Source organism: Rhodococcus gordoniae, assembly GCF_001646655.1.
Lineage (GTDB): Bacteria > Actinomycetota > Actinomycetes > Mycobacteriales > Mycobacteriaceae > Rhodococcus > Rhodococcus gordoniae.
Map to the genome: position 1 here is coordinate 105,946 of NZ_LPZN01000015.1, position 20,054 is coordinate 125,999.

The 20,054-nt window shown below is 66.2% G+C and carries 18 protein-coding genes and 1 pseudogene; 8 read left to right on the top strand and 11 right to left on the bottom strand.

Going from position 1 to position 20,054, the window contains the following annotated elements; genetic code table 11:
* Window positions 1-100 precede the first annotated feature (100 nt).
* Window positions 101-2,047, top strand: coding sequence for an APC family permease (locus A8G18_RS08785; protein ID WP_084421624.1), 1,947 nt, complete (start codon window positions 101-103; stop codon window positions 2,045-2,047).
* A gap of 152 nt (window positions 2,048-2,199) precedes the next feature.
* On the opposite strand, the gene A8G18_RS08790 is transcribed toward A8G18_RS08785, so the two are convergent.
* Both A8G18_RS08790 and A8G18_RS08795 read right to left on the bottom strand, forming a co-directional pair.
* On the bottom strand, window positions 2,200-2,961 hold the full coding sequence (locus A8G18_RS08790) for a DUF899 family protein (RefSeq protein WP_064063562.1): 762 nt from the start codon (window positions 2,959-2,961) through the stop codon (window positions 2,200-2,202).
* Window positions 2,962-2,987: 26 nt separating this feature from the next.
* Window positions 2,988-3,860, bottom strand: a complete 873-nt coding sequence (locus A8G18_RS08795) for an alpha/beta fold hydrolase (protein ID WP_064063582.1) — start codon at window positions 3,858-3,860, stop codon at window positions 2,988-2,990.
* A 400-nt stretch (window positions 3,861-4,260) separates the two neighbouring features.
* Between A8G18_RS08795 and A8G18_RS08800 the strand changes: the two genes are divergently transcribed.
* Entirely contained in the window at window positions 4,261-4,539 is a 279-nt protein-coding gene (locus A8G18_RS08800) for a hypothetical protein (protein ID WP_245207811.1), read from the top strand.
* Between the two features lie 296 nt (window positions 4,540-4,835).
* On the opposite strand, the gene A8G18_RS08805 is transcribed toward A8G18_RS08800, so the two are convergent.
* Window positions 4,836-5,624: an enoyl-CoA hydratase gene (locus tag A8G18_RS08805; protein ID WP_016934603.1), complete on the bottom strand. Its 789-nt coding sequence runs from the start codon at window positions 5,622-5,624 to the stop codon at window positions 4,836-4,838.
* 298 nt (window positions 5,625-5,922) lie between these two features.
* Here A8G18_RS08805 and A8G18_RS08810 point away from each other — a divergent pair, with 298 nt between their 5' ends.
* Both A8G18_RS08810 and A8G18_RS08815 read left to right on the top strand, forming a co-directional pair.
* The gene (locus A8G18_RS08810) at window positions 5,923-6,201 is read left to right on the top strand and encodes a hypothetical protein (protein ID WP_016933467.1); all 279 of its coding nucleotides are present in this window, start codon (window positions 5,923-5,925) and stop codon (window positions 6,199-6,201) included.
* 59 nt (window positions 6,202-6,260) lie between these two features.
* Entirely contained in the window at window positions 6,261-7,397 is a 1,137-nt protein-coding gene (locus A8G18_RS08815) for a 3-ketosteroid-9-alpha-monooxygenase, oxygenase component (protein WP_064063564.1), read from the top strand.
* A gap of 36 nt (window positions 7,398-7,433) precedes the next feature.
* Here A8G18_RS08815 and A8G18_RS08820 read toward each other — a convergent pair whose 3' ends face one another.
* Window positions 7,434-8,021 (bottom strand): TetR/AcrR family transcriptional regulator, encoded by a 588-nt coding sequence (locus tag A8G18_RS08820; protein WP_064063565.1) that lies wholly within the window; start codon window positions 8,019-8,021, stop codon window positions 7,434-7,436.
* Window positions 8,022-8,129: 108 nt separating this feature from the next.
* Between A8G18_RS08820 and A8G18_RS08825 the strand changes: the two genes are divergently transcribed.
* Window positions 8,130-8,918: an SDR family NAD(P)-dependent oxidoreductase gene (locus A8G18_RS08825; RefSeq protein WP_064063566.1), complete on the top strand. Its 789-nt coding sequence runs from the start codon at window positions 8,130-8,132 to the stop codon at window positions 8,916-8,918.
* On the opposite strand, the gene A8G18_RS08830 is transcribed toward A8G18_RS08825, so the two are convergent.
* The 4 genes from A8G18_RS08830 to A8G18_RS08845 form a co-directional block, all read right to left on the bottom strand.
* A complete protein-coding gene (locus A8G18_RS08830; RefSeq protein WP_115311591.1) occupies window positions 8,900-9,667 on the bottom strand; it encodes an IclR family transcriptional regulator in 768 nt (255 codons plus the stop codon). The genes A8G18_RS08825 and A8G18_RS08830 overlap by 19 nt on opposite strands.
* 92 nt (window positions 9,668-9,759) lie before the next feature.
* Window positions 9,760-10,419 (bottom strand): IclR family transcriptional regulator, encoded by a 660-nt coding sequence (locus A8G18_RS08835; RefSeq protein ID WP_064063568.1) that lies wholly within the window; start codon window positions 10,417-10,419, stop codon window positions 9,760-9,762.
* 169 nt (window positions 10,420-10,588) lie between these two features.
* Window positions 10,589-11,500 carry a biphenyl-2,3-diol 1,2-dioxygenase gene (gene bphC, locus A8G18_RS08840; protein WP_064063569.1) on the bottom strand — a complete coding sequence of 304 codons (912 nt, stop codon included), beginning with the start codon at window positions 11,498-11,500 and terminating at the stop codon, window positions 10,589-10,591.
* Between the two features lie 26 nt (window positions 11,501-11,526).
* Window positions 11,527-12,699 carry an acyl-CoA dehydrogenase family protein gene (locus tag A8G18_RS08845; protein ID WP_064063570.1) on the bottom strand — a complete coding sequence of 391 codons (1,173 nt, stop codon included), beginning with the start codon at window positions 12,697-12,699 and terminating at the stop codon, window positions 11,527-11,529.
* Window positions 12,700-12,946: 247 nt separating this feature from the next.
* Here A8G18_RS08845 and A8G18_RS08850 point away from each other — a divergent pair, with 247 nt between their 5' ends.
* Together A8G18_RS08850 and A8G18_RS08855 are read left to right on the top strand one after the other, a co-directional pair.
* Window positions 12,947-13,432: a nuclear transport factor 2 family protein gene (locus tag A8G18_RS08850; RefSeq protein WP_064063571.1), complete on the top strand. Its 486-nt coding sequence runs from the start codon at window positions 12,947-12,949 to the stop codon at window positions 13,430-13,432.
* Entirely contained in the window at window positions 13,429-13,935 is a 507-nt protein-coding gene (locus tag A8G18_RS08855) for a nuclear transport factor 2 family protein (RefSeq protein WP_064063572.1), read from the top strand. Before A8G18_RS08850 ends, A8G18_RS08855 begins: the two co-directional genes overlap by 4 nt.
* Window positions 13,936-14,161: 226 nt before the next feature.
* Here the strand turns inward: A8G18_RS08855 and A8G18_RS08860 are convergent, their stop codons facing one another.
* From A8G18_RS08860 to A8G18_RS08870, 3 genes are all read right to left on the bottom strand, one after another.
* A complete protein-coding gene (locus tag A8G18_RS08860) occupies window positions 14,162-15,526 on the bottom strand; it encodes an MFS transporter (protein ID WP_172506061.1) in 1,365 nt (454 codons plus the stop codon).
* Window positions 15,527-15,564: 38 nt separating this feature from the next.
* On the bottom strand, window positions 15,565-17,925 hold the full coding sequence (locus tag A8G18_RS08865) for a cytochrome P450/oxidoreductase (protein WP_064063584.1): 2,361 nt from the start codon (window positions 17,923-17,925) through the stop codon (window positions 15,565-15,567).
* A gap of 173 nt (window positions 17,926-18,098) precedes the next feature.
* The gene (locus A8G18_RS08870; protein ID WP_064063573.1) at window positions 18,099-18,779 is read right to left on the bottom strand and encodes an IclR family transcriptional regulator; all 681 of its coding nucleotides are present in this window, start codon (window positions 18,777-18,779) and stop codon (window positions 18,099-18,101) included.
* A 511-nt stretch (window positions 18,780-19,290) separates the two neighbouring features.
* On the opposite strand from A8G18_RS08870, the pseudogene A8G18_RS08875 reads away from it, so the two are divergent.
* Window positions 19,291-20,054, top strand: a pseudogene (locus tag A8G18_RS08875) (hypothetical protein); the annotation flags it as partial.

Here is a 20,054-nt window from a genome sequence, read left to right on the forward strand (position 1 = left end):
GGTGAAATTCGCCCGATCCGCACCCCTGGCGAGCGTCGTAAGACAAGCGTACCGTTCGCTTCTGCGTGCGCGGGTATGCGCCGGACAGGAGTCGGTGGTCGTGGCCGTAACCATCCGCAAAGGCCGTGACAGCATCACCAAGCGAGTGCTGCTGGGAAGGCCGCTGCGCAGCGACACACTCGGCCACACACTGCTGCCGAAACGGATAGCCCTGCCGGTCTTCGCATCCGACGCCCTGTCGTCCGTCGCCTATGCGCCGGAGGAGATCTTCCTCGTATTGTCGGTGGCGGGCCTGTCCGCCTACGCATTCTCCGGTTGGATCGGTCTCGCGGTCGCCGTCGTTCTCGTCGTGGTGGTCGCGAGCTACCGGCAGAACGTGCATGCCTACCCGTCCGGGGGCGGCGACTACGAAGTGGCGACGAAGAACCTCGGTGCGATGGCCGGCCTGACGGTGGGCAGCGCGCTGATCGTCGACTACGTGCTGACGGTCGCCGTGTCGATCTCGTCGGCCGCCCAGAACATCGGGTCGGCCGTCCCCTTCGTCGAACACCACAAAGTGCTGTTCGCCATCACCGCGATCACACTCCTCACCGCGGTCAACCTGCGCGGACTGCGCGAAGCCGGAACAGCTTTCGCCGTGCCCACCTACGCCTTCATGTTCTGTGTCGGGGTGATGCTCGTCTGGGGTTTCGTGCGTCTCGTCGTGTCCGATGTCCCTCTACGCGCCGAGTCGTCGCACTACGAACTCGCCGCCGAACAATCCCACCTCGCCGGACTGGCCTTCGCCTTCCTCCTCGCCCGCGCCTTCTCGTCGGGATGCGCGGCCCTGACCGGAGTGGAGGCCATCAGCAACGGGGTACCGGCCTTCCGGAAACCGAAATCACACAACGCCGCCACCACCCTGCTCATGCTGGGCGCCATCGCGATCACGCTGCTGATGGGCATCATCGTCCTCGCCGAGCGACTGGGGGTCCTCGTCGCCGCAGATCCCGCCACGCAGTTGAGCGGAGCACCGGCCGGATATCACCAGAAGACACTGATCGCGCAGGTCGCCGAAACGGTCTTCACCGGTTTCCCGCTCGGCTTCTACCTCGTCACCGCCGTCACCGCGCTGATCCTCGTCCTCGCCGCCAATACGGCATTCAACGGGTTCCCGGTTCTCGCGTCGGTGCTCGCGCAGGACAAACACCTGCCGACTCAGCTGCGCACCAGAGGCGATCGGCTCGCGTTCAGCAACGGCATCGTCTTCCTGGCCCTCGGAGCGATCGTGCTGGTATGGATGTTCGACGCCGAGGTCACGCATCTCATCCAGCTCTACATCGTCGGTGTGTTCGTCTCCTTCACGTTGAGCCAGACCGGCATGGTTCGTCACTGGACGCGACTGCTGGCCACCGAGACCGACTCGCGTCACCGCCGGAGGATGCAACGCTCGCGCGTCATCAACGGTGTCGGGCTCGCGATGACGGGGACCGTCCTGATCATCGTGCTCATCACGAAATTCCTCGCCGGCGCGTGGATTGCCATCCTCGCCATGGTGAGCGTGTTCGTGATGATGCGGGCCGTCAACCGCCACTACCGACGCGTGGCGGTCGAACTCGACCCGGCCAACTGGGACGGTCTGTTGCCCAGTCGCACGTATTCGATCGTGCTCGTAGCCAAGCTGCATCACCCCACGCGTCGCGCGCTCGCGTACGCCTCGGCCACCCATCCCGACACGCTCGAGGCGATCACCGTCGACGTCGACGAGGAGGACACCCGGAATCTCGTGCGCGAATGGGAGTCCAGCGACATCACGATTCCCTTGAAGGTGCTGGAGTCGCCGTACCGGGAGATCACACGACCGGTGCTCGAGTACGTCAGGCGGGTACGGGGCAACTCACCCCGCGATGTGGTCACCGTCTTCGTCCCCGAATACGTCGTGGGGCACTGGTGGGAGAACCTGCTCCACAACCAGAGCGCGCTGAGGCTCAAGAGTCGCCTGTTGTTCCAGCCCGGCGTGATGGTGACGAGCGTGCCGTGGCGGTTGCATTCTTCGGAAGCGAAGTAACCGAGCGCGACGGGCTGCGCTCACCGAAGTTCACATACCGATCCCGGCCGTTCCATTCGGACTCGGGACGATCCGCCACGCACATCTCCTTCGTCGGAAACACTGCGTTTCCACGGTAGGCGCGCTCGTCGTTGTCGGTGCAGTCGCTGAGGTCAGTGCCAGTCGCCCTGCCGCCCGAGGGTCTCGACGGGAGTCGCGCCGGGTCGGGTCCATTGCGGCGCCGGGCGGCTCGTCTCACCCCATGTCGCGTGCCCCTCGGCGTCCGTACGCCAGAACCAGCACGGGTCGTCTCCCTCCGGCCGGCCCTCGGGCTTGTCCTCCCACCTCTCGCCGCGCCCGTACGGGGTCATGTCGAGCAGGCCGACGGAACTGTTGGCCCGTTCGGTGCCGCGACCCGTCGTGGAGTAGGTGAGGAAGGTCCGGTCGCCGTCCCGGAGATAGGAGGTGAGACAACCCATCGCTCCGCCCACGGGTTCGTCGATGTCGCGCACCGAATACCAGGGTTGGGTGTATCCCATGAACTCGACGAACGCGGCCACTTCCTCCCAGGTACCCGTGGTCACGAACGCGAGCGAGACGCCGCGGGCCTCGAGGTAGACGGCGTCGCGGACATGCCAGGCCGTGGTGGTGCACCCCTCGCACTGTCCTTGCGGGGGTGCACCGTCGTACCACATGTGTTTGTAGACGACGAGTTCGTTGCGGCCCTGGAAGAGGTCGAGGAAGGGGACCGGGCCGCCAGGTCCTGCCACCTCGACCGTGCCGTCGAACTCCACCATCGGCAGTCGGCGGCGAGCCGCGGCGATGGCGTCGCCTTCTTTCGTGTGGGCCTTCTCCCGGAGCAGGAGCTCGTCGCGTGCGGCCTGCCAGGTGGCGAGGTCGACCACGGGTGGGCGGCCGGATCGCGGTGTGGTCATGGTGAGCTCCCGGATGATCGGACGGATTACACGCGGCTCGGTTGCAGCACGTCGCGGAGCACGGCGGCGAACGCTTCCGGGTCGCCGGGCATGCCCTGCTCGGCGCCCATGAAGCCACCGTGGTCACCGGGGAACAGGGTCGGGGTGGTGCCGAGCCGGTCGGCGAGCGCTGCGGCGGTCCGCCCGCACAATTGACGGGCCGACTCGCGGCCACTCGCGACGACGATGCGCGTCGACGCGCTCGCGAGAGCGTCGAGATCCGGGTGATAGCCCGTGCACGACATCCAGTTCTGGCTCAGCAGTACGTCGTCGCGGGTCCCGTCGTCCTCGGTGGGCAGCCCGAAGTCGGAAGGGTTCGGCGACGGGCGACCGAGATGGTCGGAGGTCAGCTCGCCCTCATAACTGATCAGGGCGATGAACTTCGCCATGGCCGGTCCGAGGCCGCTGCGCTGATAGGTGTCGTGGATGTCGTCGCGCACCGCTTCGGCCGAGGCGCGATCGGGCAGCAGTTCGAGGATCGGCGGTTCGTGGGCGACCAGCGTGCGCACCTGCTCGGGATGCCGCGAGACGAGTTCGAGCGCGTTGACAGCCCCGCCGCTGCTGGCGAAGACGTCGACGGGGCCGAGATCGAGTTCGACGAGGATCCGGTGCAGGTCGTCGGCGTGCAGGGCGGGTGTGGACTGCAGCGACGTGTCGGTGCGCGTACCGCGACCCGTGCCGCGCGGGTCGTAGGTGATCACCGTCCGGTCGTCGAAGCAGGAGGCGAGGCCTGCGAAGCCGCTCGCGTCCATCGGGGATCCTGCGAGAAGCAGCGGCGTGGCGCCGCCGGGGACGGGGCGGACGTCGTAGACGAGGGTCGCGCCGGGAAGGTCGATCGTGCGGGTGACGAGTTCGGGCATGTCGGCTCCTTCGAGTTCGGTGACCATACCGACCCGCGCCGACCGGAAAATTCATCGCACACACGACCGCGTCCGCACGTTCGGACGCGGCGTGCGCTGGCTCAGTGGATGCTGTCCGGTGTTGTGGGCAGTCCGCCGAGGGGGAGCGCAAGAGATCCGAAGTGCATATGTGTTCCTCCTGTCGTTCGGGAATCCGGACTGCGTCCGCACCGGGACGCTGAGGGAGGAGTACCCGCCGCTGCGCCGTGAAACCCTGCCGGCGGTCGAGAACTCACTTCGTTACGTTTTCGTGCCCTCGGGAAGGTTCTGCGCGGTGGGGCAGGGTCGGGGTCTGCGACTCGCTCGACCACGGGATGCCGCGCATCGGTCACCTGCGACTGCAGAACATTCCGCTGCCGGAGTGGGCGTTTGCGCGCATGGGTGCCGGGAATCCGTATCCATGGCAAGCATGGAACCGTTTCTCCCGATCAAGCACACCGGCTCGAACGAGATCGACGCGGCCGATCCGGGTCCGGGTGCGCCCGGCAGCGATCCCGGACCTATGCCTTCGGGCGAGCAGGTCGACCCCGAGATGGCGGAACGGGAGAAAGAAGAATTCGAGAAGCGAATGTCCGAGAAGCGCCGCGAGAAACCGGTTTTCCGAGCTCCCGAGGTGCATCCGGATTCATCCGGGCGATGACCGAACCGCGCCCGCACAGAGTGCGGGCGCGGAGTCGATCTACGGCTGTCAGAGAATGACGCCCAGGGCAGCGAGCAGGCCGACGAGGGTGAGACCGAGGGATCCGAGCAGCATGAGTACCTCCATTGTTGTTCGTACACTGGCATGTCCACGAGGGACTGTGCGGAAGTGGACGTGTCCGAAGACGTTTCCGTTCACTTCCTTCTCATACGTCGCAACCGTCCCATTTGTTGTTACCCCGCATCAACAGCTGTGATTGTTTTGTGATCTTGAAGTCCGATTCGCCCGAAATATCGTCACTTATGGGCGTTTTGAGCCTTTCCTCGTTCGATCACGGAAGCTCGCCGCTCCGCGACCAGCGACGGGGAGAACTCCTGCATCCACGCCTCCGACGTCTGCTGCTCCACGCGCAGAGCGGGTTCGACGACGTGCTCTTCCGCGCGTCGATACGACGCGAGCAGTGCCCGCACACCGGGCTGGTCGTTGCCGGCGACCGTCCGCGCGACCTCCAGTGCCGTATCGAGGAGTTCGTCGTGCGCGACGACCTGCGTCACCAGACCGACGCGTAGTGCCTCGTCGGCACTCACGAAGTTGCCGGACAGGCTCATGCGACGCGCGAAGCCCGGACCCACGGCTGCGGGCAGGCGCTGGGTGAGTCCCCAGCCCGGCAGGACACCGACGCGCGCGTGGGTGTCGGCGAACCGGGCGCGCTCGGACGCGATGAGGAAGTCGCACGCGAGCGCCATCTCGAGGCCGCCGGTGATGGCAGCGCCGTTCACCGCGCCGATGATCGGCTTGGAGATCGGCGTCCACGGGTGACCGACCGGGAGGCCGGCGCCCGAGACCAGCGAGAGGTTGCCGCCGCTCTCTCCGAGTTCCTGCAGGTCGAGTCCGGCGCAGAAGGCCGGATCGGTGCCGGTGAGGATCACGACGTTCGTATCGTCGTCCGTATCCGCTGCGGCGACCTCGGTGCGCAGTGCGTCGATGAGCGCCGAGCTCAGCGCGTTCCGCGCCTGCGGCCGGTTGAAGGTGAGGATGCGGACGGCGTCGCGCTGCTCGACGAGCAGGATCTCTTCGGAAGTCATGGCCCGACAGTATCCGCAACCTCGGTGGATCCGACCCCGCTCGTTCACCGAGTGCACCGTGGATGCGCACCGCTGAGCGGATGCGCCGGAACGTGATCCGCATTCCACGTCCGACCCCGGGCCGACGCGCCGAAACGAGGTTCGCCCCTGCAACACGCGGGGCGAGCCCCGTTTCACCGCGCGAAAGGTGACCGGGAGATCGGTGGAACGCCGATTGTCCCGCTGGGCTGAAAAGCTGTGTCGCCGGACACAGTGCGGTTCCTAGTCTCGGCTCATCCGAGGAAGGGAACCGGCAACAATGCAGTCGCTCGCCTGTCACACCTGTGACGCTCGCGTGCTCGTCGCGAAGTACAGCCCCGCTCATACCAGCATCCAGTGGTCCGACGAGGCCCGGCAGTCGTGCCGTGAGATCGCGGCCGCCTCCGCGGTCGGTCCCGGTGCTTACGTGATGCGGTGCGAGGCACTCGACCGCACGGTGGACGAGGCCGTGTCCGACGGTGTGATCCGGACCGGCCACCGGGTCGACCCCGCCATCGCTCCTCTCGCTTCCACGGAGGCGGCCACCCCGGCCCGGTGACCGCCGTTCGTCTTCACCACTCTTCAGCCCCTTCACTTCTCGTCAGCGCAGGAGAAACCATGACCGTCCCCCAGGAGCGGATCGAGATCCGCAACATCGATCCCGGTACCAATCCCACCCGCTTCGCGCGCGGATGGCATTGCATCGGCCTCGCCAAGAATTTCCGTGACGGAAAGCCGCACCAGGTCAAGGTGTTCGGCACCGACCTGGTGGTCTTCGCCGACACGGCAGGAAAGCTGCACGTGCTCGACGCCTTCTGCCGGCACATGGGTGGCAATCTCGCGCGCGGGGAGATCAAGGGCGACACCATCGCGTGCCCGTTCCACGACTGGCGCTGGAACGGCCAGGGCCGTTGCGAAGCGGTTCCGTACGCGCGCCGCACGCCGAAGCTGGGCCGCACCAAGGCGTGGACGACGATGGAGCGCAACGGCGTTCTCTTCGTCTGGCACTGCCCGCAGGGTAGTGAGCCCACTCCCGAACTCGCGATCCCCGAGATCGAGGGCTACGAGGACGGGCAGTGGAGCGAGTGGACGTGGACGACCATCCACGTCGAGGGCTCGCACTGCCGCGAGATCGTCGACAACGTCGTCGACATGGCGCACTTCTTCTACGTGCACTACCAGATGCCCGAGTACTTCAAGAACGTCTTCGACGGGCACATCGCCGGCCAGCACATGCGCTCCTACGGCCGTGACGACATCAAGACCGGCGTGCAGATGGATCTGCCGGAGGCGCAGACTATTTCGGATGCCTTCTACTACGGCCCGTCCTTCATGCTCGATACGATCTACACGGTCGCCGAGGGCACGACCATCGAGTCGAAGCTGATCAACTGCCATTACCCGGTGACGAACAATTCGTTCGTGCTGCAGTTCGGCACCATCGTCAAGAAGATCGAGGGCATGTCCGAGGAGCAGGCCGCCGAGATGGCGACGATGTTCACCGACGGTCTCGAAGAGCAGTTCGCCCAGGACATCGAGATCTGGAAGCACAAGTCCCGCATCGAGAATCCGCTCCTCACCGAGGAGGACGGCCCGGTCTACCAGCTGCGTCGCTGGTACAACCAGTTCTACGTCGACCTCGAGGACGTCACGCCGGACATGACGCAGCGTTTCGAATTCGAGGTGGACACCTCTCGTGCGCTCGAGTCGTGGCAGCAGGAGGTCGAGGAGAATCTCGCCGGTTCTGCGGAGTGATCCGATGATCCGTCCCGTCGCCTGCGGCGGGACGGATCAGGCCTCTCGGCGGCGGAATCCGTCGACGGCCAGCGACACGATGGCGCGGGCGAGATCGGCCAGGGTGCGGTTCGGTCCCGGCCGGTACCAGCGGGAGGCATGCCAGACCGCGTCGTAGAGAAGTTCCCGGAACGTCTCGGGGTCGATGTCGGTGCGGAAGAGGCCGTCTTCGGTGCCTTCCCGGATGGTGTCGCGCCAGGCGACCTGCATGGCGTCCGCGGAGGCGACCATGTCGGCTTCGACGACGCGTTCGCGCATGTATTCGCCTTCGCGCCGCCAGATGGATGTCGCCCCGTGGTAGTCCTCGGAGGTCTCCAGCGCTATCCGGGTGAGCGCTTCGAGCCGCTCGACGGGCGGCAGGTTGCGCCTGAGTACCTCGCGGCAGCGTTCGTTGAGGTCGGTGATGTACTCGCGGATGAGCTCGGTGACGATCGCTTCCTTGGACGGGAAGTAGTGGTAGAGCGCTCCGGAGTAGACGCCGACCGCATCGGCGATCTCGCGGATGGTCGTAGCGGTGACGCCCTTGCGAGCGAAGATCTCCGCAGATCTGTCGAGTATCTGTCTCCTGCGCTCCTGCGGATCCACCGTCGTCCTCTCGTAAAGCCTGGTCGAGGCCTGTTCCGGGCAACATTGTGCCACATCCATTGATCAATCGATCAATGGAGTCCCGTCCCGATCTCTTCAGGAGTATGCATGGCCGTATCCCGTATGGACCCGATCGTTCCCACGCTGCCCCTCGCGGGTGGTACCGCCCTCGTGACCGGAGCCGGTCAGGGCATCGGGCGGGGTATCGCCCTTGCGCTCGCCGCTGCCGGTGCCTCGGTGGCCGCGGTGGGCCGCACCCCGGAGACCATCGGTGCCACCGCGATCGAGATCGAAGCCCGAGGCGGTCGCGCGGTGCCGTACGTGTGCGACGTGACCGACCTGGAAGCAGTGGATGCGACCGTAGCGGACGTGGTGGCGGAGTTCGGCGGACTCACGATCCTGGTCAACAACGCGCAATCACCGGCTCCGGGAACGCTGCTCGAACTCGACGAAGCCGTGTACCGCGACGGTATGGAGTCCGGCCCGGCCGCCACCTGGCGGATGATGCGGGCGTGTCACCCGCATCTGCGTGGCGGTGGCTCGATCGTCAATCTCGGATCGGCGGCCGGTATCCGGTGGAACCCCTCGGGGACGGGCGGATATGCGGCAGCGAAAGAGGCGATCCGAGTGTTCACCCGCACTGCCGCCTGTGAGTGGGCGGCCGACGGCATTCGGGTCAATTCCATTCTTCCGCTGGCCGATTCGATGGCCATGCAGGAGTGGGCCGAACGCGAACCGGAGGAGGCCGCGGCGTACGCTGCTTCGATTCCGCTCGGGCGCCTCGGCGACCCCGAAACCGACATCGGTCCTGCCGTGGTCTTCCTGTGCAGCGAGGCGGCCCGGTACATCACCGGCCATTCGCTGCCGGTGGACGGTGGTCAGGCGCTGGTGCGCTGAGACGCCGGTCCGCTCGCGTGCTGCGATTCGTTCGGGGACAACGCGCGCCACACCGCCCGTGCGGCGAGCCGGACCGGGGTGGCCAGGCCGACGGTGTCCACCGTGTTCACGGGGCCGGTCACGGACAACGCTGCCACGTAGGTCCGGCCGTTGCCGATGGGTGCCGCCACACACGCGGCCCCCGGCGTGGATTCCTCCCGCTCGTGGGCGATGTGCCGCTCGCGGATACGCGCGATCTCGTTGCGGGGCAACAGGTTTTCAACGGTTGGTACACCTCCTGGCGCCGGTCGGACGACGTCGAATCGGGTATGGGCAAGGAGCGCTTTGCCGAGCGCGGTGCGATGGGCCGGCTGCCGACCGCCGATGCGCGAGGGTAGCGCGAGCGGTCCACGGCCGACCTTGTCGACGTAGCGCACGTCGCCACCGTCGAGTACCGCGAGGTGGACGACGAGACCGGTCGCCGAATGCAGTTCGTGCAGGACGGGATTGGCCGCACGATGCAGGCGGTCGTGCTTCCGTGCCAGCGCGCCCCACTCGAGGGGCGTCCGCCCGAGGGCGTAGGCCTTGCCGCGCTTGCTCACCCAGCCGTATTCGGCGAGCTGGGAGAGCAAGCGGTGAGCGGACGAACGCGGCAGGCCCGTGCGTGTCGACAACTCGGACAGCGTGAGGTGGTCACCGGTGTGGAACTCGTCCAGGAGCCCGGCTATGCGGGCGATGACGGCATCGGGAAAATCGTCGGTGCGTGTCACGAAATCCTCCTTCAACAGGGCGGACAGTGCCGGCTCACTCATTGATCAATCGATCAATCAATCGATGGGTGCGACTGTAACAGGAGGAGGGCTTACGTGGCCAGTGTCACTTCGAGACGATCGGTCGCGCGGCGGAGCCTGCGGGCCGCGTCCTCGGGGATCGCCTCGGTGGGGCCGGCCAGCGACAGTGCGGCGATCTCCCCGTCTCCGGCCGCGAACGTCGCCACCATGTGGCGGAAGCAGGTGCCGCCGTGCACAATCCCGTCGGCGAGTGAGCATCCGCTCCCGGCCTGGGGGTGCGTTCCGTCGCGGCGGGCCAGCAGCGCCAACCCCGCGACGGTTTCCTCGGCGGGTCGCCGTTGGCCGGCCCACGAACTGTCCGCCACCCGGATTCCGCTCACCTTCTCCAGGTAGACGAGCTGATCGCCGTCGAGAACCGTCAGGTGGACGACCAGTCCGGTCTCGCGGTGCAGGTCGTACATGGCAGGCAGTGCGGCGCTGTGGATGCGATCGTGGGCCTGCGCGAGAGCACCGAGTTCGACGATCTTCGGGCCCAGACGGTAGGTGGTGCCGGTGCGTCGCATCCATCCGACCCGCACGAGCTGGAGAAGCATGCGATGTGCCGATGAGCGGGGAAAGCCCGTGCGTCGGCACAGTTCGGTGAGGGTCAGTCCGTCGGCGTCGCGGAACGGTTCGAGCAGCAGGCCGACGCGGGCCATGACGGACGAGGGGTTGTCGAGAACTTCGGACATGGTCTTCTCCGAGGCGTGATTCGGCGTTGATTGATCGAGCGATCAATGAATGCCTACGACTGTAGCGGTGCACGGCGCTCCAGGGAAGAACGAATTCCAGGAAGAAACGAAAAATGCACCGCGACCAGCGTCGCGGTGCATTTCTCGAACGGGGTGGAACGGTCCGATGTCAGGCGGTCGGCGGCAGGAACGCCTTCAGCGGCTCGGAACCCGACTGATCGTGGCCCCAGTACGCATCCGCGGTGATCTCCTCGGACGTGTAGAAGCGCTCGTCGACGAGCATGCCCTCGGTGCCGAACTCGAGATCCCAACCGCCGGGTGCCCGGACGTAGAACGAGACCATCTTGTCGTTGGTGTGCCGGCCGAGCGTCGACGAGATCGAGAAGTCCAGCCGGTTCACGCGATCGAGCGCCTGGCCGACCGCGTCGAGGGTGTCGACCTCGGTCATCAGGTGCACCATGCCGGGCTCCTCGTTCGGCGGAGCCGGGCACAGAGCGAGACTGTGGTGACGCTCGTTGATGCCGAGGAAACGCACCCGCACGAGACCGTCCTCGTCGAGACGGATCGATCCGCGCGGCAGGAAACCCAGCACCTGCGTGTAGAACTCGTACGTCTCGGCGAAGTTCGCCGTGGGCAGCACCACGTGGCCGAGGCCCAGGCCGCCGGTCACCCAGCGCCCGCCGAACGGCGTCACGATCGGGCTGTGGTCGAGCACCGGACCGAAGAACACCTCGAGCCGGGTTCCGGCCGGATCCTCGAACGCGATCGCGGCCTCGGCGTCGATGTACGTCGCTTCCTTGTGCGAGAGCACTTCGACGGCGCGACCCGACTTCTCGACGGCCTCCCGCACCCGCTGGAGCGCGAACTCGTCACGCACCTCCCAGCCCACGGCCAGTGCCTTGTCGGACTCGCCGGGCAGCACCTGGATGCGCGAGCGGCGCTCGTCGACGCGGGCATAGAAGCCGTCCGGTTCCGGGCCCGAACCCTCGGCCATACCGAGTCCGTCGAGGAGCAGTGCGCGCCAACGGGGTACATCCTGGGTCTGGACGCGAAGGTATCCCAGACCTCTCAGTTCAGTCATGTCGTGTCCTCGAAAGTGAAGGGGAATCAGATCATTGCGCGGTAGGGACCCTGCGGGTCGCCACCGAGTTGCGTGAGGGCCGCGGAGTGGTAGATCATTCCGGGCACGTGGATGGCGTGGGTCAGGCCGACGTGCGCGTCGCGCCAGAAACGCTGCATCGGCGTCTTCAGGTGCACCGCCGCACCGCCGGCGCGCGCGAAGATCTCGTCCATCGCCCGCACGGCGCGCCACGCGGCCGAGATCTGGGTGCGACGCCCGATGGCGCGCTCCTCGAAGCTGATCTCCTCACCGCGGTCGGTCTTGTCCCAGAACCGGTCGACGGTCTCGAGCAACGCGAGCCGCGACGCGGAGATCTCGGAGGCGGCCTCGCTGATCGCGAACAGGACGTAGGGGTCCTCCTTGATCGGGACGCCGGTGACCTGCACGCGCTCCTTCTGCGCGGCGACGTAGCAGGCCAGCGCACCCTCGGTCATGCCGATCAGCGACGAGGTGATGCCCAGCGGGAAGATGTACGAGAAGGGGAACTTGTACAGCGTCTCGTCGCGACCCGCATGCCGCCAGCCGTTGCCGCTCAGGACGATGTCGGCGTCGAGCGTGCGGTATTCGGGGAGGAAGGCGTCCTTGACGATCAGGTCCTTCGAGCCCGTGCCGCGTAGGCCGATGACGTTCCAGCTGTCCGCGTCGATGTCGTAGTCGGAGCGGGGGAGCAGCACGTGCAGGACCTTGTCGGTGCGGTTGCCGTCCTTGTCGCCCACGGCAGCACCGATCATGACCCAGCCGCAGTGGTCGGTGCCCGACGAGAACGACCAGCGGCCGTTGAGGATGTACCCGCCGTCGACGGGCACCGCGACCCCCATGGGGGCGTACGGCGACGCCATCCACATGTCGTTGTCCTCGCCCCAGACCTCTTCCTGGGCCTTGGGGTCGAAGAAGGTGAGCTCCCACGGGTGTACGCCGACGATGCCCGACACCCAGCCGGTCGCACCGTCGAGTGCGCCGACGGCCATGACGGTCTCGGCGAATTCGCGAGGATGAACTTCCATGCCGCCGAACTGCTTCGGCTGCAACATGCGGACGATGCCGGAATCGCGCAGGTGCTTCGCGGAGATGTCCGACAGTCGCATCTGCTCGTCGCCGACGACGCCTTCGGCGCGGATCTCCTCCGCGTGCTGCATGATCCTGTCCAATACCTGACCCATGACGGTGACTCTTCCTGGGAATCGGCTGCTGACGAGCCGGGACTGCGTGGGAGGGGTGCCCCGCGGAACGGAGCGATCTGCGCTGTGCAGGTGTGACATTCCGAACGGTTCCAGCCGCACTATGAGCGCGCACCGGTTTTTCCGTTGAGCGGGACGTTCCGGGCGGTCTCGATGGGAGACCCGGTAGACAGGCGCGAGACGGCAGCGTGCTGCCGTCGCAGCTGACCGTCGCTCCGGAAGGATCCTCATGACCGACACTGCAGACCTGGTGGCTTCGCTCGTCGAGCGCGTGCAGCTCCTCGAGGACAAGGCCGCCATCCACGAGGTACTCACCGCCTACGGCCCGGCCGTGGACGCCGGCGACGCCGACGCCGTGGGGGAGTTGTGGGCGGAGGATGCGGTCTACGACGTCGACGTCCGGGTGATGGAGGGTCGCGACGCCATCACCGAGATGGTCCGCACCCGGCCTCATCAGGACTACATCAACGAAGGATGCGGTCACCTGCTCGACCCGGTCCACATCCGCGTCGACGGCGACACCGCCGTCGCGACCTGCCATTCGCTGTTGTTGCGACGTAACGTCGATGCCGATTCGTTCCGCGTGTGGCGGGTGACGGCCAACCGCTTCGAGCTCGCGCGCATCGACGGACGCTGGAAGATCAAGCTTCGCATCGCCCGCGTGCTCAATGGCAGTGCCGAGGCGCGCGAGCTTCTCGCGAGGGCTTCCCGGTGATCGAACTGTCTGCTGCCGAACAACTTCTGGCAATTCACGAGATCCAGCAGCTCTTCTCGGCTCGCCTGCGGGTGATGGACACCAAGCAATGGGATCTGTACCCGACCCTGCACACCGAGGACGTGGTGAGCGAAACGTGGGGTGGACTGCCCAGCGACAAGCAGCCCCGCACCGGTGAGGAAGCCGGTCGCGTGGTGGGTCGCGAGGCATTGACCCGCGCCATCAGCAACCTCCTCGACGGTCCGGTGTCGGTCACCTCGGCCCATCACGGCCACTGCCCGGAGATCGTCCTCGAATCCGACACCACCGCCCGCGGTATCTGGGCGATGGAGGATCAGCTGTGGTGGGACAACGACGGCGTCGAGGAATCGCTGCACGGGTGGGGCCACTACCACGAGGAATACCGCAAGGTCGACGACGTCTGGCTGATCTCCTACCGCAAGCTCACCCGCCTGCGCGAGGTGCACACCCCCGGTTTCTTCAGCTTCCTGAAGCGACTCTGAACGACGCCGGACGGACGCGATCTCGGGGACCGCTCCTGGGCTGATGCCCGGTTCGACATCGTGCTCGCCTCCGCGGGCGTCCGACCCCCCATACTGACGCGCTGAAACGGGGTTCGCCCCTGCAACACGCCGGGCGAGCCCCGCTTCACCGCGCGAAGTTGTTTCGCAACAGCCGAACCCCACCGGTGCCGGAGACGGCCTCGGTGGGGTTCGAGTCGTCGTGTTCTCAGTAGAGCTTCTCGAGCTTGTCGAGATCTACACCCTTGGTCTCGCGACTGGTGGCCACGGCGATCACCGTGATCGACATGGTGATCACCAGGTAGACGATGACTGCTGTGGCGCTGAAGCGGTCGACCAGCCACACCGCGATGAACGGGGCCGGAGCTCCGGCGATGATCGACGAGCCCTGGAACACCAGTGACGAACCGGCGAAGCGGTACTTGGTGGGGAACAACTCGGTGATCCAGGCGGCTTCGGGACCGGCGAGCATGCCGTGCAGCAGTGCGCCCACGCAGACACCGACACCGAGTGCGGTCATGTTCTCGGTGTGCACCAGGGAGAAGAAGATCGGTGCCCAGATGATGAGCGAGACGGCCGGGACGAGCATGGCGATCTTGCGTCCCACCCGGTCGGACCACCATCCGCCGCCGATCATTCCGAGGAACTGGCAGACCGACGCGAAGGCGACGGTGGTGACGATCGCGCCGCGGGTGTAGTCGAAATAGGTCGTGGCGTAGGCGATGACGAAGATCGTGTAGACGTAGAACGCGATGTTCTCACCCAGACGCATGCCGAGGCCGTGGAGCAGAGGACGAGGCTTGCGCAGAGCTTCGATGATGCTGGACGACTCCTTGGGCGCCGCCTGTTCCCCGGCCGATTCGGCCTTCGCCTGCGCGGCCTGATAGACCGGCGATTCTTCGACACCCCGACGGATCAGGAACCCGATGACGAGAAGGGGGACGGCGAGGAGGAAGGCCACGCGCCAACCCCATTCGTCGAATGCGTCTCCGGGGAAGACGACCGCGAGGATGCCGACCGTGACCGTGGCCAGGACGGTGCCGGCCGGAGCCCCGGACTGGGGCCATGCCGCCCAGAAGCCGCGACGCTTGGGTTCGCCGTATTCGCTGACGAGGATCACCGCGGCGCCGAACTCACCACCGAGAGCGAAACCCTGGATCATGCGCAGGACCACGAGGGCGACGGTGGCCCAGATACCGATCTGGCCGTAGGTCGGCAGCAATCCGATCGCGGCGGTGGCACCGCCGAGCATGAGGAACGTCGCCACCAGGATGGGTTTGCGTCCGAACTTGTCACCGAGATGGCCGAAGACGATGCCGCCGAGGGGCCGGGCGACGAACCCGAGTCCCTGTGTGGCGAGTGCCATCAGCAAGGACGCTACGGCGTTGCCGCTGGGGAAGAACAGAGGGCCGAGGACGGTCGCGGCAAGGATGCCGTAGATCGCGAAGTCGTACCACTCGAGGACGGCGCCGGCCATGCTGCCGGCCAGAACCCGCTTGAAGGGGGTTCTGGTGGTCGGTGTGCCGGAGTCCGGTGGAACCGGCGGCGTACCCGACTGCTCGATGGTGGTCATGTCGTGCCTTTCGGATCAGTTTCGGGGGCTGCTGTGTGTCACAGCTGGAGGGTCAGCTTGTCGCCGCATGCGCGGGAGCAGCAGGTCATCATGGTTTTTCCGGCTGCGCGCTCGGCCTTGGTGAGGACCAGGTCGCGGTGGTCGACCTCGCCGTCGAGGACAGGTACCTCGCACGCACCGCAGATGCCTTCCTCGCAATCGCTCTGCGCGTCGATGTTGGCGGCTCGAAGTGCCTGGAGCACTGTCTGATCGGCGGCGACCGGGACGGTGATGCCGGAATCCTTCAGCACTACGTCGAATCCGTGTTCCTTGGACGGGTCGAGTTCTTCGAGCGTGGAGGAGAAGTGCTCGACGTGCAGGGTGTCGTCGGGCCAATGGGCGGTGGCCTCGCTCAGTGCGGAGAGCAGACGTTCGGGACCGCACGAGTACACCTGTGTGCCGTCCTCCGGGTCGGCGAAGAGCGAAGGGAGATCCATGCGGATGCCTTCGTCGCCGGGATAGACCCGGACACTCTCGCCGTGGTCGCGGGCGAGCCGGTCGAGGAACGCCATCGAGGTACGCGAGCGCCCGGCGTAGTGGATCTCGTAGTCGCCGCCGGTGGCCTTGACCTGGTCGGCCATCGCGATCACCGGGGTGATGCCGATGCCGCCGGCGACGAAGACGTACCGCTTCGCGTCGGGGTCGAGTTTGAAGTGGTTGCGGGGACCGCGTACACGCAGCGTGGCGCCGACGGCGAGTTCCGTGTGGATCCAGCGCGACCCGCCCCGGCTCTCCCGATCGTGGAGGACGGCCACCTGGAAAGTGGTGCGGTCGTGCGGATCACCGCACAGTGAGTACTGCCGCGACACCGCACCGCAGTCGACGTCGATGTGCGATCCCGCCGACCACTTCGGGAGCGGCCGCCCGGAGGTGTCGCGCAGGGTGATCAGCAGGATGTCGTCGGCGATGCTTTCCAGCCCGGACACCGCCATCGTGCGTGCGATCGTGTTCTTCGACGGTTCGCCGATCTTCACCGGCTGTCGCCGGGACAGCAGTTCCGGATCGGCTCGTTCGGGGTTGCGCGCCGGATCCCAACGAACCCATACGTGATCGGGTCCGCGGAACGAGGTGTTGGGCAGGTAGGTGAATTCCTGGTCGGGCACCAGCTCCATGTGGGGCAGGCGCCGGGTCAGCTCTTCGAGGAAGATCTGGATCTCCATGCGTGCGAGGTTCTTTCCCATGCACTGATGGCTGCCGTAACCGAAGGTGAGGTGGTCGCTGGCGTTGTCGCGTCGGATGTCGAAGTCGTCGGCCTGATCGAAGTGACGTTCGTCGTGATTGGCGGACGAGTTGACGATCAGCAACTTCGCCCCGGCCGGAACCTCGACCCCGTTGATCGTGGTGTCGGCAGTGACGAGGCGTCGCCACGCGGCAACCGATCCGGAGTGACGCAGGCATTCCTCGACTGCGTTGGGGATCAGGCTCGGGTCGGCGCAGATCTCCTCCCATACGTCGCGGTGCTCGAGCAGCAGCCGTAAGGCATTCGCGGAGGCGTTGGCCGTCGTCTCGTGCGCGGCGACGATGCCGGCCATCATCATCGAGTGCAGGTAGGAGTCGGTGACGACATCCGGTTGTTCCTGCTGAACGCGGATGCCGAAGGGCATCCAGCCGTGCCCGTCGGGATCCTTGCGCATCTTGTCGAGGACGGTGCCGGCGAACTGCCAGAACTTGCCGACCGCGTCGGCGACGGCGACCTGTTGCTCGGGAGCAGGTCGTCCCCACGTGTTGACGGTGTGCGCGATCGAGTACTCGCGCAGGGTGTCCATGTCTTCCTCGGGCACGCCGAGGAAGTGCAGGGCGACGGTGAGCGGGACCTCCCACAGCATCTCGTCGACGAGGTCGACGTGGCCGGTATCGATGAAACGATCGACGTATTCGCGGGTCAAGCGGCGCACCATCGGTTCGTGGTGGGCGAGCGCGGCGGGAGTGAAGGGTTCCATCAGCGCGCGGCGTCGCGGCATGTGCGCCGGTTCGTCCTCGTTGACGAGGGTGCGGTTCATGGCATAGCCGTACCGGGCCAGAACAGCGTTCGCTTCGTCGGAGGTCGGGGTGATCTTCTCCAGGGCGATGGAGGGGGAGAACAGTTCGTTGTCGCGGAAGACGGCTTTGACGTCTTCGTAGCGCGTGACGACCCAGTAGTCGAGTTCGGGACTGTAGAAGACCGGCTCTTCGTCCCGGGACCATCGCAGAGATGCGGCCGGATCCACCTGGTACGGCCCGGTGAAGGGATCGAACGCTGCGGCGCGCGGGGAGACAGGGCAGCCGGTCGGGGAGGTGAAGGCGGTGTGGTCGATGGGGCAACGGCTCTCGGGGCCGGTTCGAGGGGTTTCGAGGACGGTGCCGGTCGACTGACTCGTCATGATGCTCTCCAAGCTACGCACTGCTGATTTACTAATAACGAACACATGTGTTCGTTGAACGCACATGCAGACAGTAACCGTGGTCACATCCGACGTCAACGTCGGGTCCGATCTCCGTGTCGAGAGCACAAAAAAGGACGCCTCAGCGGGCGTCCTCGGTCGAGCGGTACCGGTCAGGTGTCGAGCAGGCTGTTGATCCGTGCTGCGGTCGCCACAACCGCCGACGCTGCAACATCGGTGTCGAGTCCTTCGATCGCGACGACCCCGACGCTCGATTCGAAACCCACGCCCTCGTGGTCGAGCGGGGAGCGCACGCTGGCTGCCACGCCGACGGCTCCGTGTTCGAGTTCGCCTGCCGTGATGCTGAAACCGTCCTCGCGGGCCCGGCGGATCGCCTCGGTGTCGGCATCCGATGGGGGGCGGCCGGCGAGGATCGCAATACCCGCCGCGCCCCGCGACACAGGATGTCGCGTACCTATTCGGTAGCCCACGCGCAGGATCCCCGTATCGGGCTCTGCTACTGCGATCACCACGCACTCGTCGCCCTCGAGCGTCGACAGGAATGCGGTGGCCGACGTCTGTCGAGCCAGGTCGCGCAGTAGCGGCTGCGTCACCTCGCGCAATCGGGGGCGGAATCGCGAACCGAGTAGTGCTGCTCCTGCGGCCAGCCTGATCCGGCCGTCCTGCATGCGCGCGACGAGCGAATGGGCCTCCAGTGTCGCCACGATCCGGTAGCCGATGGCACGAGCCACTTCCAGCTCGGCTGCGAGTTCGGCGATCGAGATTCCCCCCGGGCGTTGGGACACGATGTCCAGCGCGCGTAGACCGCGATCCAGGGTCTGGAGGGTGCTCAACGGTTCTCCTCGGGCTCTCACTAGGGGATACCGAAGCCTATCCCGACCGTATCTCCGGGTATCGGCGTGAGTGGGTGGGCGCGCCGCATGATGTTTTCACCGACTACGGGCAGGCGCTCGATATTTCGGAAACTCGCGGTAACAGTATTCGCCGCCCGCACTTCGTCTCGACGGGATCGGCGTAGGTGAGGGAGGAATCGGCCGGTTCGTGAATCCGGGCGCAGACCGTACGTAAAAGTGATTATCGTCACTTTCGGTTTTCCGGCCGTTCGGACTACTCCCAGGTGGGCGCGCCCGAAATCCAAGGGATTCAACCGAACACACGAGACGACAGCTTTCGCGTGTCCGACATCGGGTCTGGATTTACCCGCTGATCTGCGACAAGACTTCAATTCACACGTAACGCTCAGCTATTTCTCAGTGATAGCTCGGGTAACGCTCGCACGAGTCCTGTTCCAAAGCCGGGCCGGGACTCGCTCGGGGAAAGTTCTGTCTCGGGGAGGAGACACATATGGGGGAGAACTGCGGGATGACGACGGTCGACGATCGAGGGCTCGAACCGTCCGACACTCCGCGGGGTGCACAGAACCGTGCCCCCGCGGATGCGTCGCCCGGCACCGGCGTGAATCGGTGGAAGTGGCAGAACGCCTACGTCAAGCGGCTTCACGTCACGGACGCGCTCGTCGTGGTGCTGTCCGTATTGCTCGCGCAGTGGGTGCGGTTCGGATCCGAGGAACTCTTGCGCGCCGGGGAGGGCGCAGAATTCGAGTACTCGTTGACATCCGCGACCATCATCGTGGCCTGGCTGGGCGCGCTGAGCGTCTTCCGTACGCGGTCGCGTCGCGTCATCGGTGCCGGCTACGACGAGTATCAGCGGGTCGTCTCCGCGACCATCGGCATGTTCGGTGCGATCGCGATCATCGCGCTCATCTCCAACGAGCAGATCGCGCGCGGGTTCCTCGCCATCGCGCTGCCGGTGGGGCTCACGGGTTTGTTGCTTACGCGGTGGTTGTGGCGGAAGGTGATCGCGCGCAAGCGGGCTCGGGGTGAGTTCCAGACGTCGGTGCTGGTGGTCGGTGGTGCGCGGGCGGTGCGGCATATGACGCGCACCTTCTCCCGTAAGGACGGGGAGGGTTACCGCGTGGTCGGGGTGTGTGTGACCGCCTTCCGCCACAGGCACCGCGGAAGCAACAAACCCGACAGCCCCACCCGCAGCGCGGAGGCGAGGAACCCGCGCGCGAACTGCCCGGTGGGGATGAGGGCGGTGATCGCGGT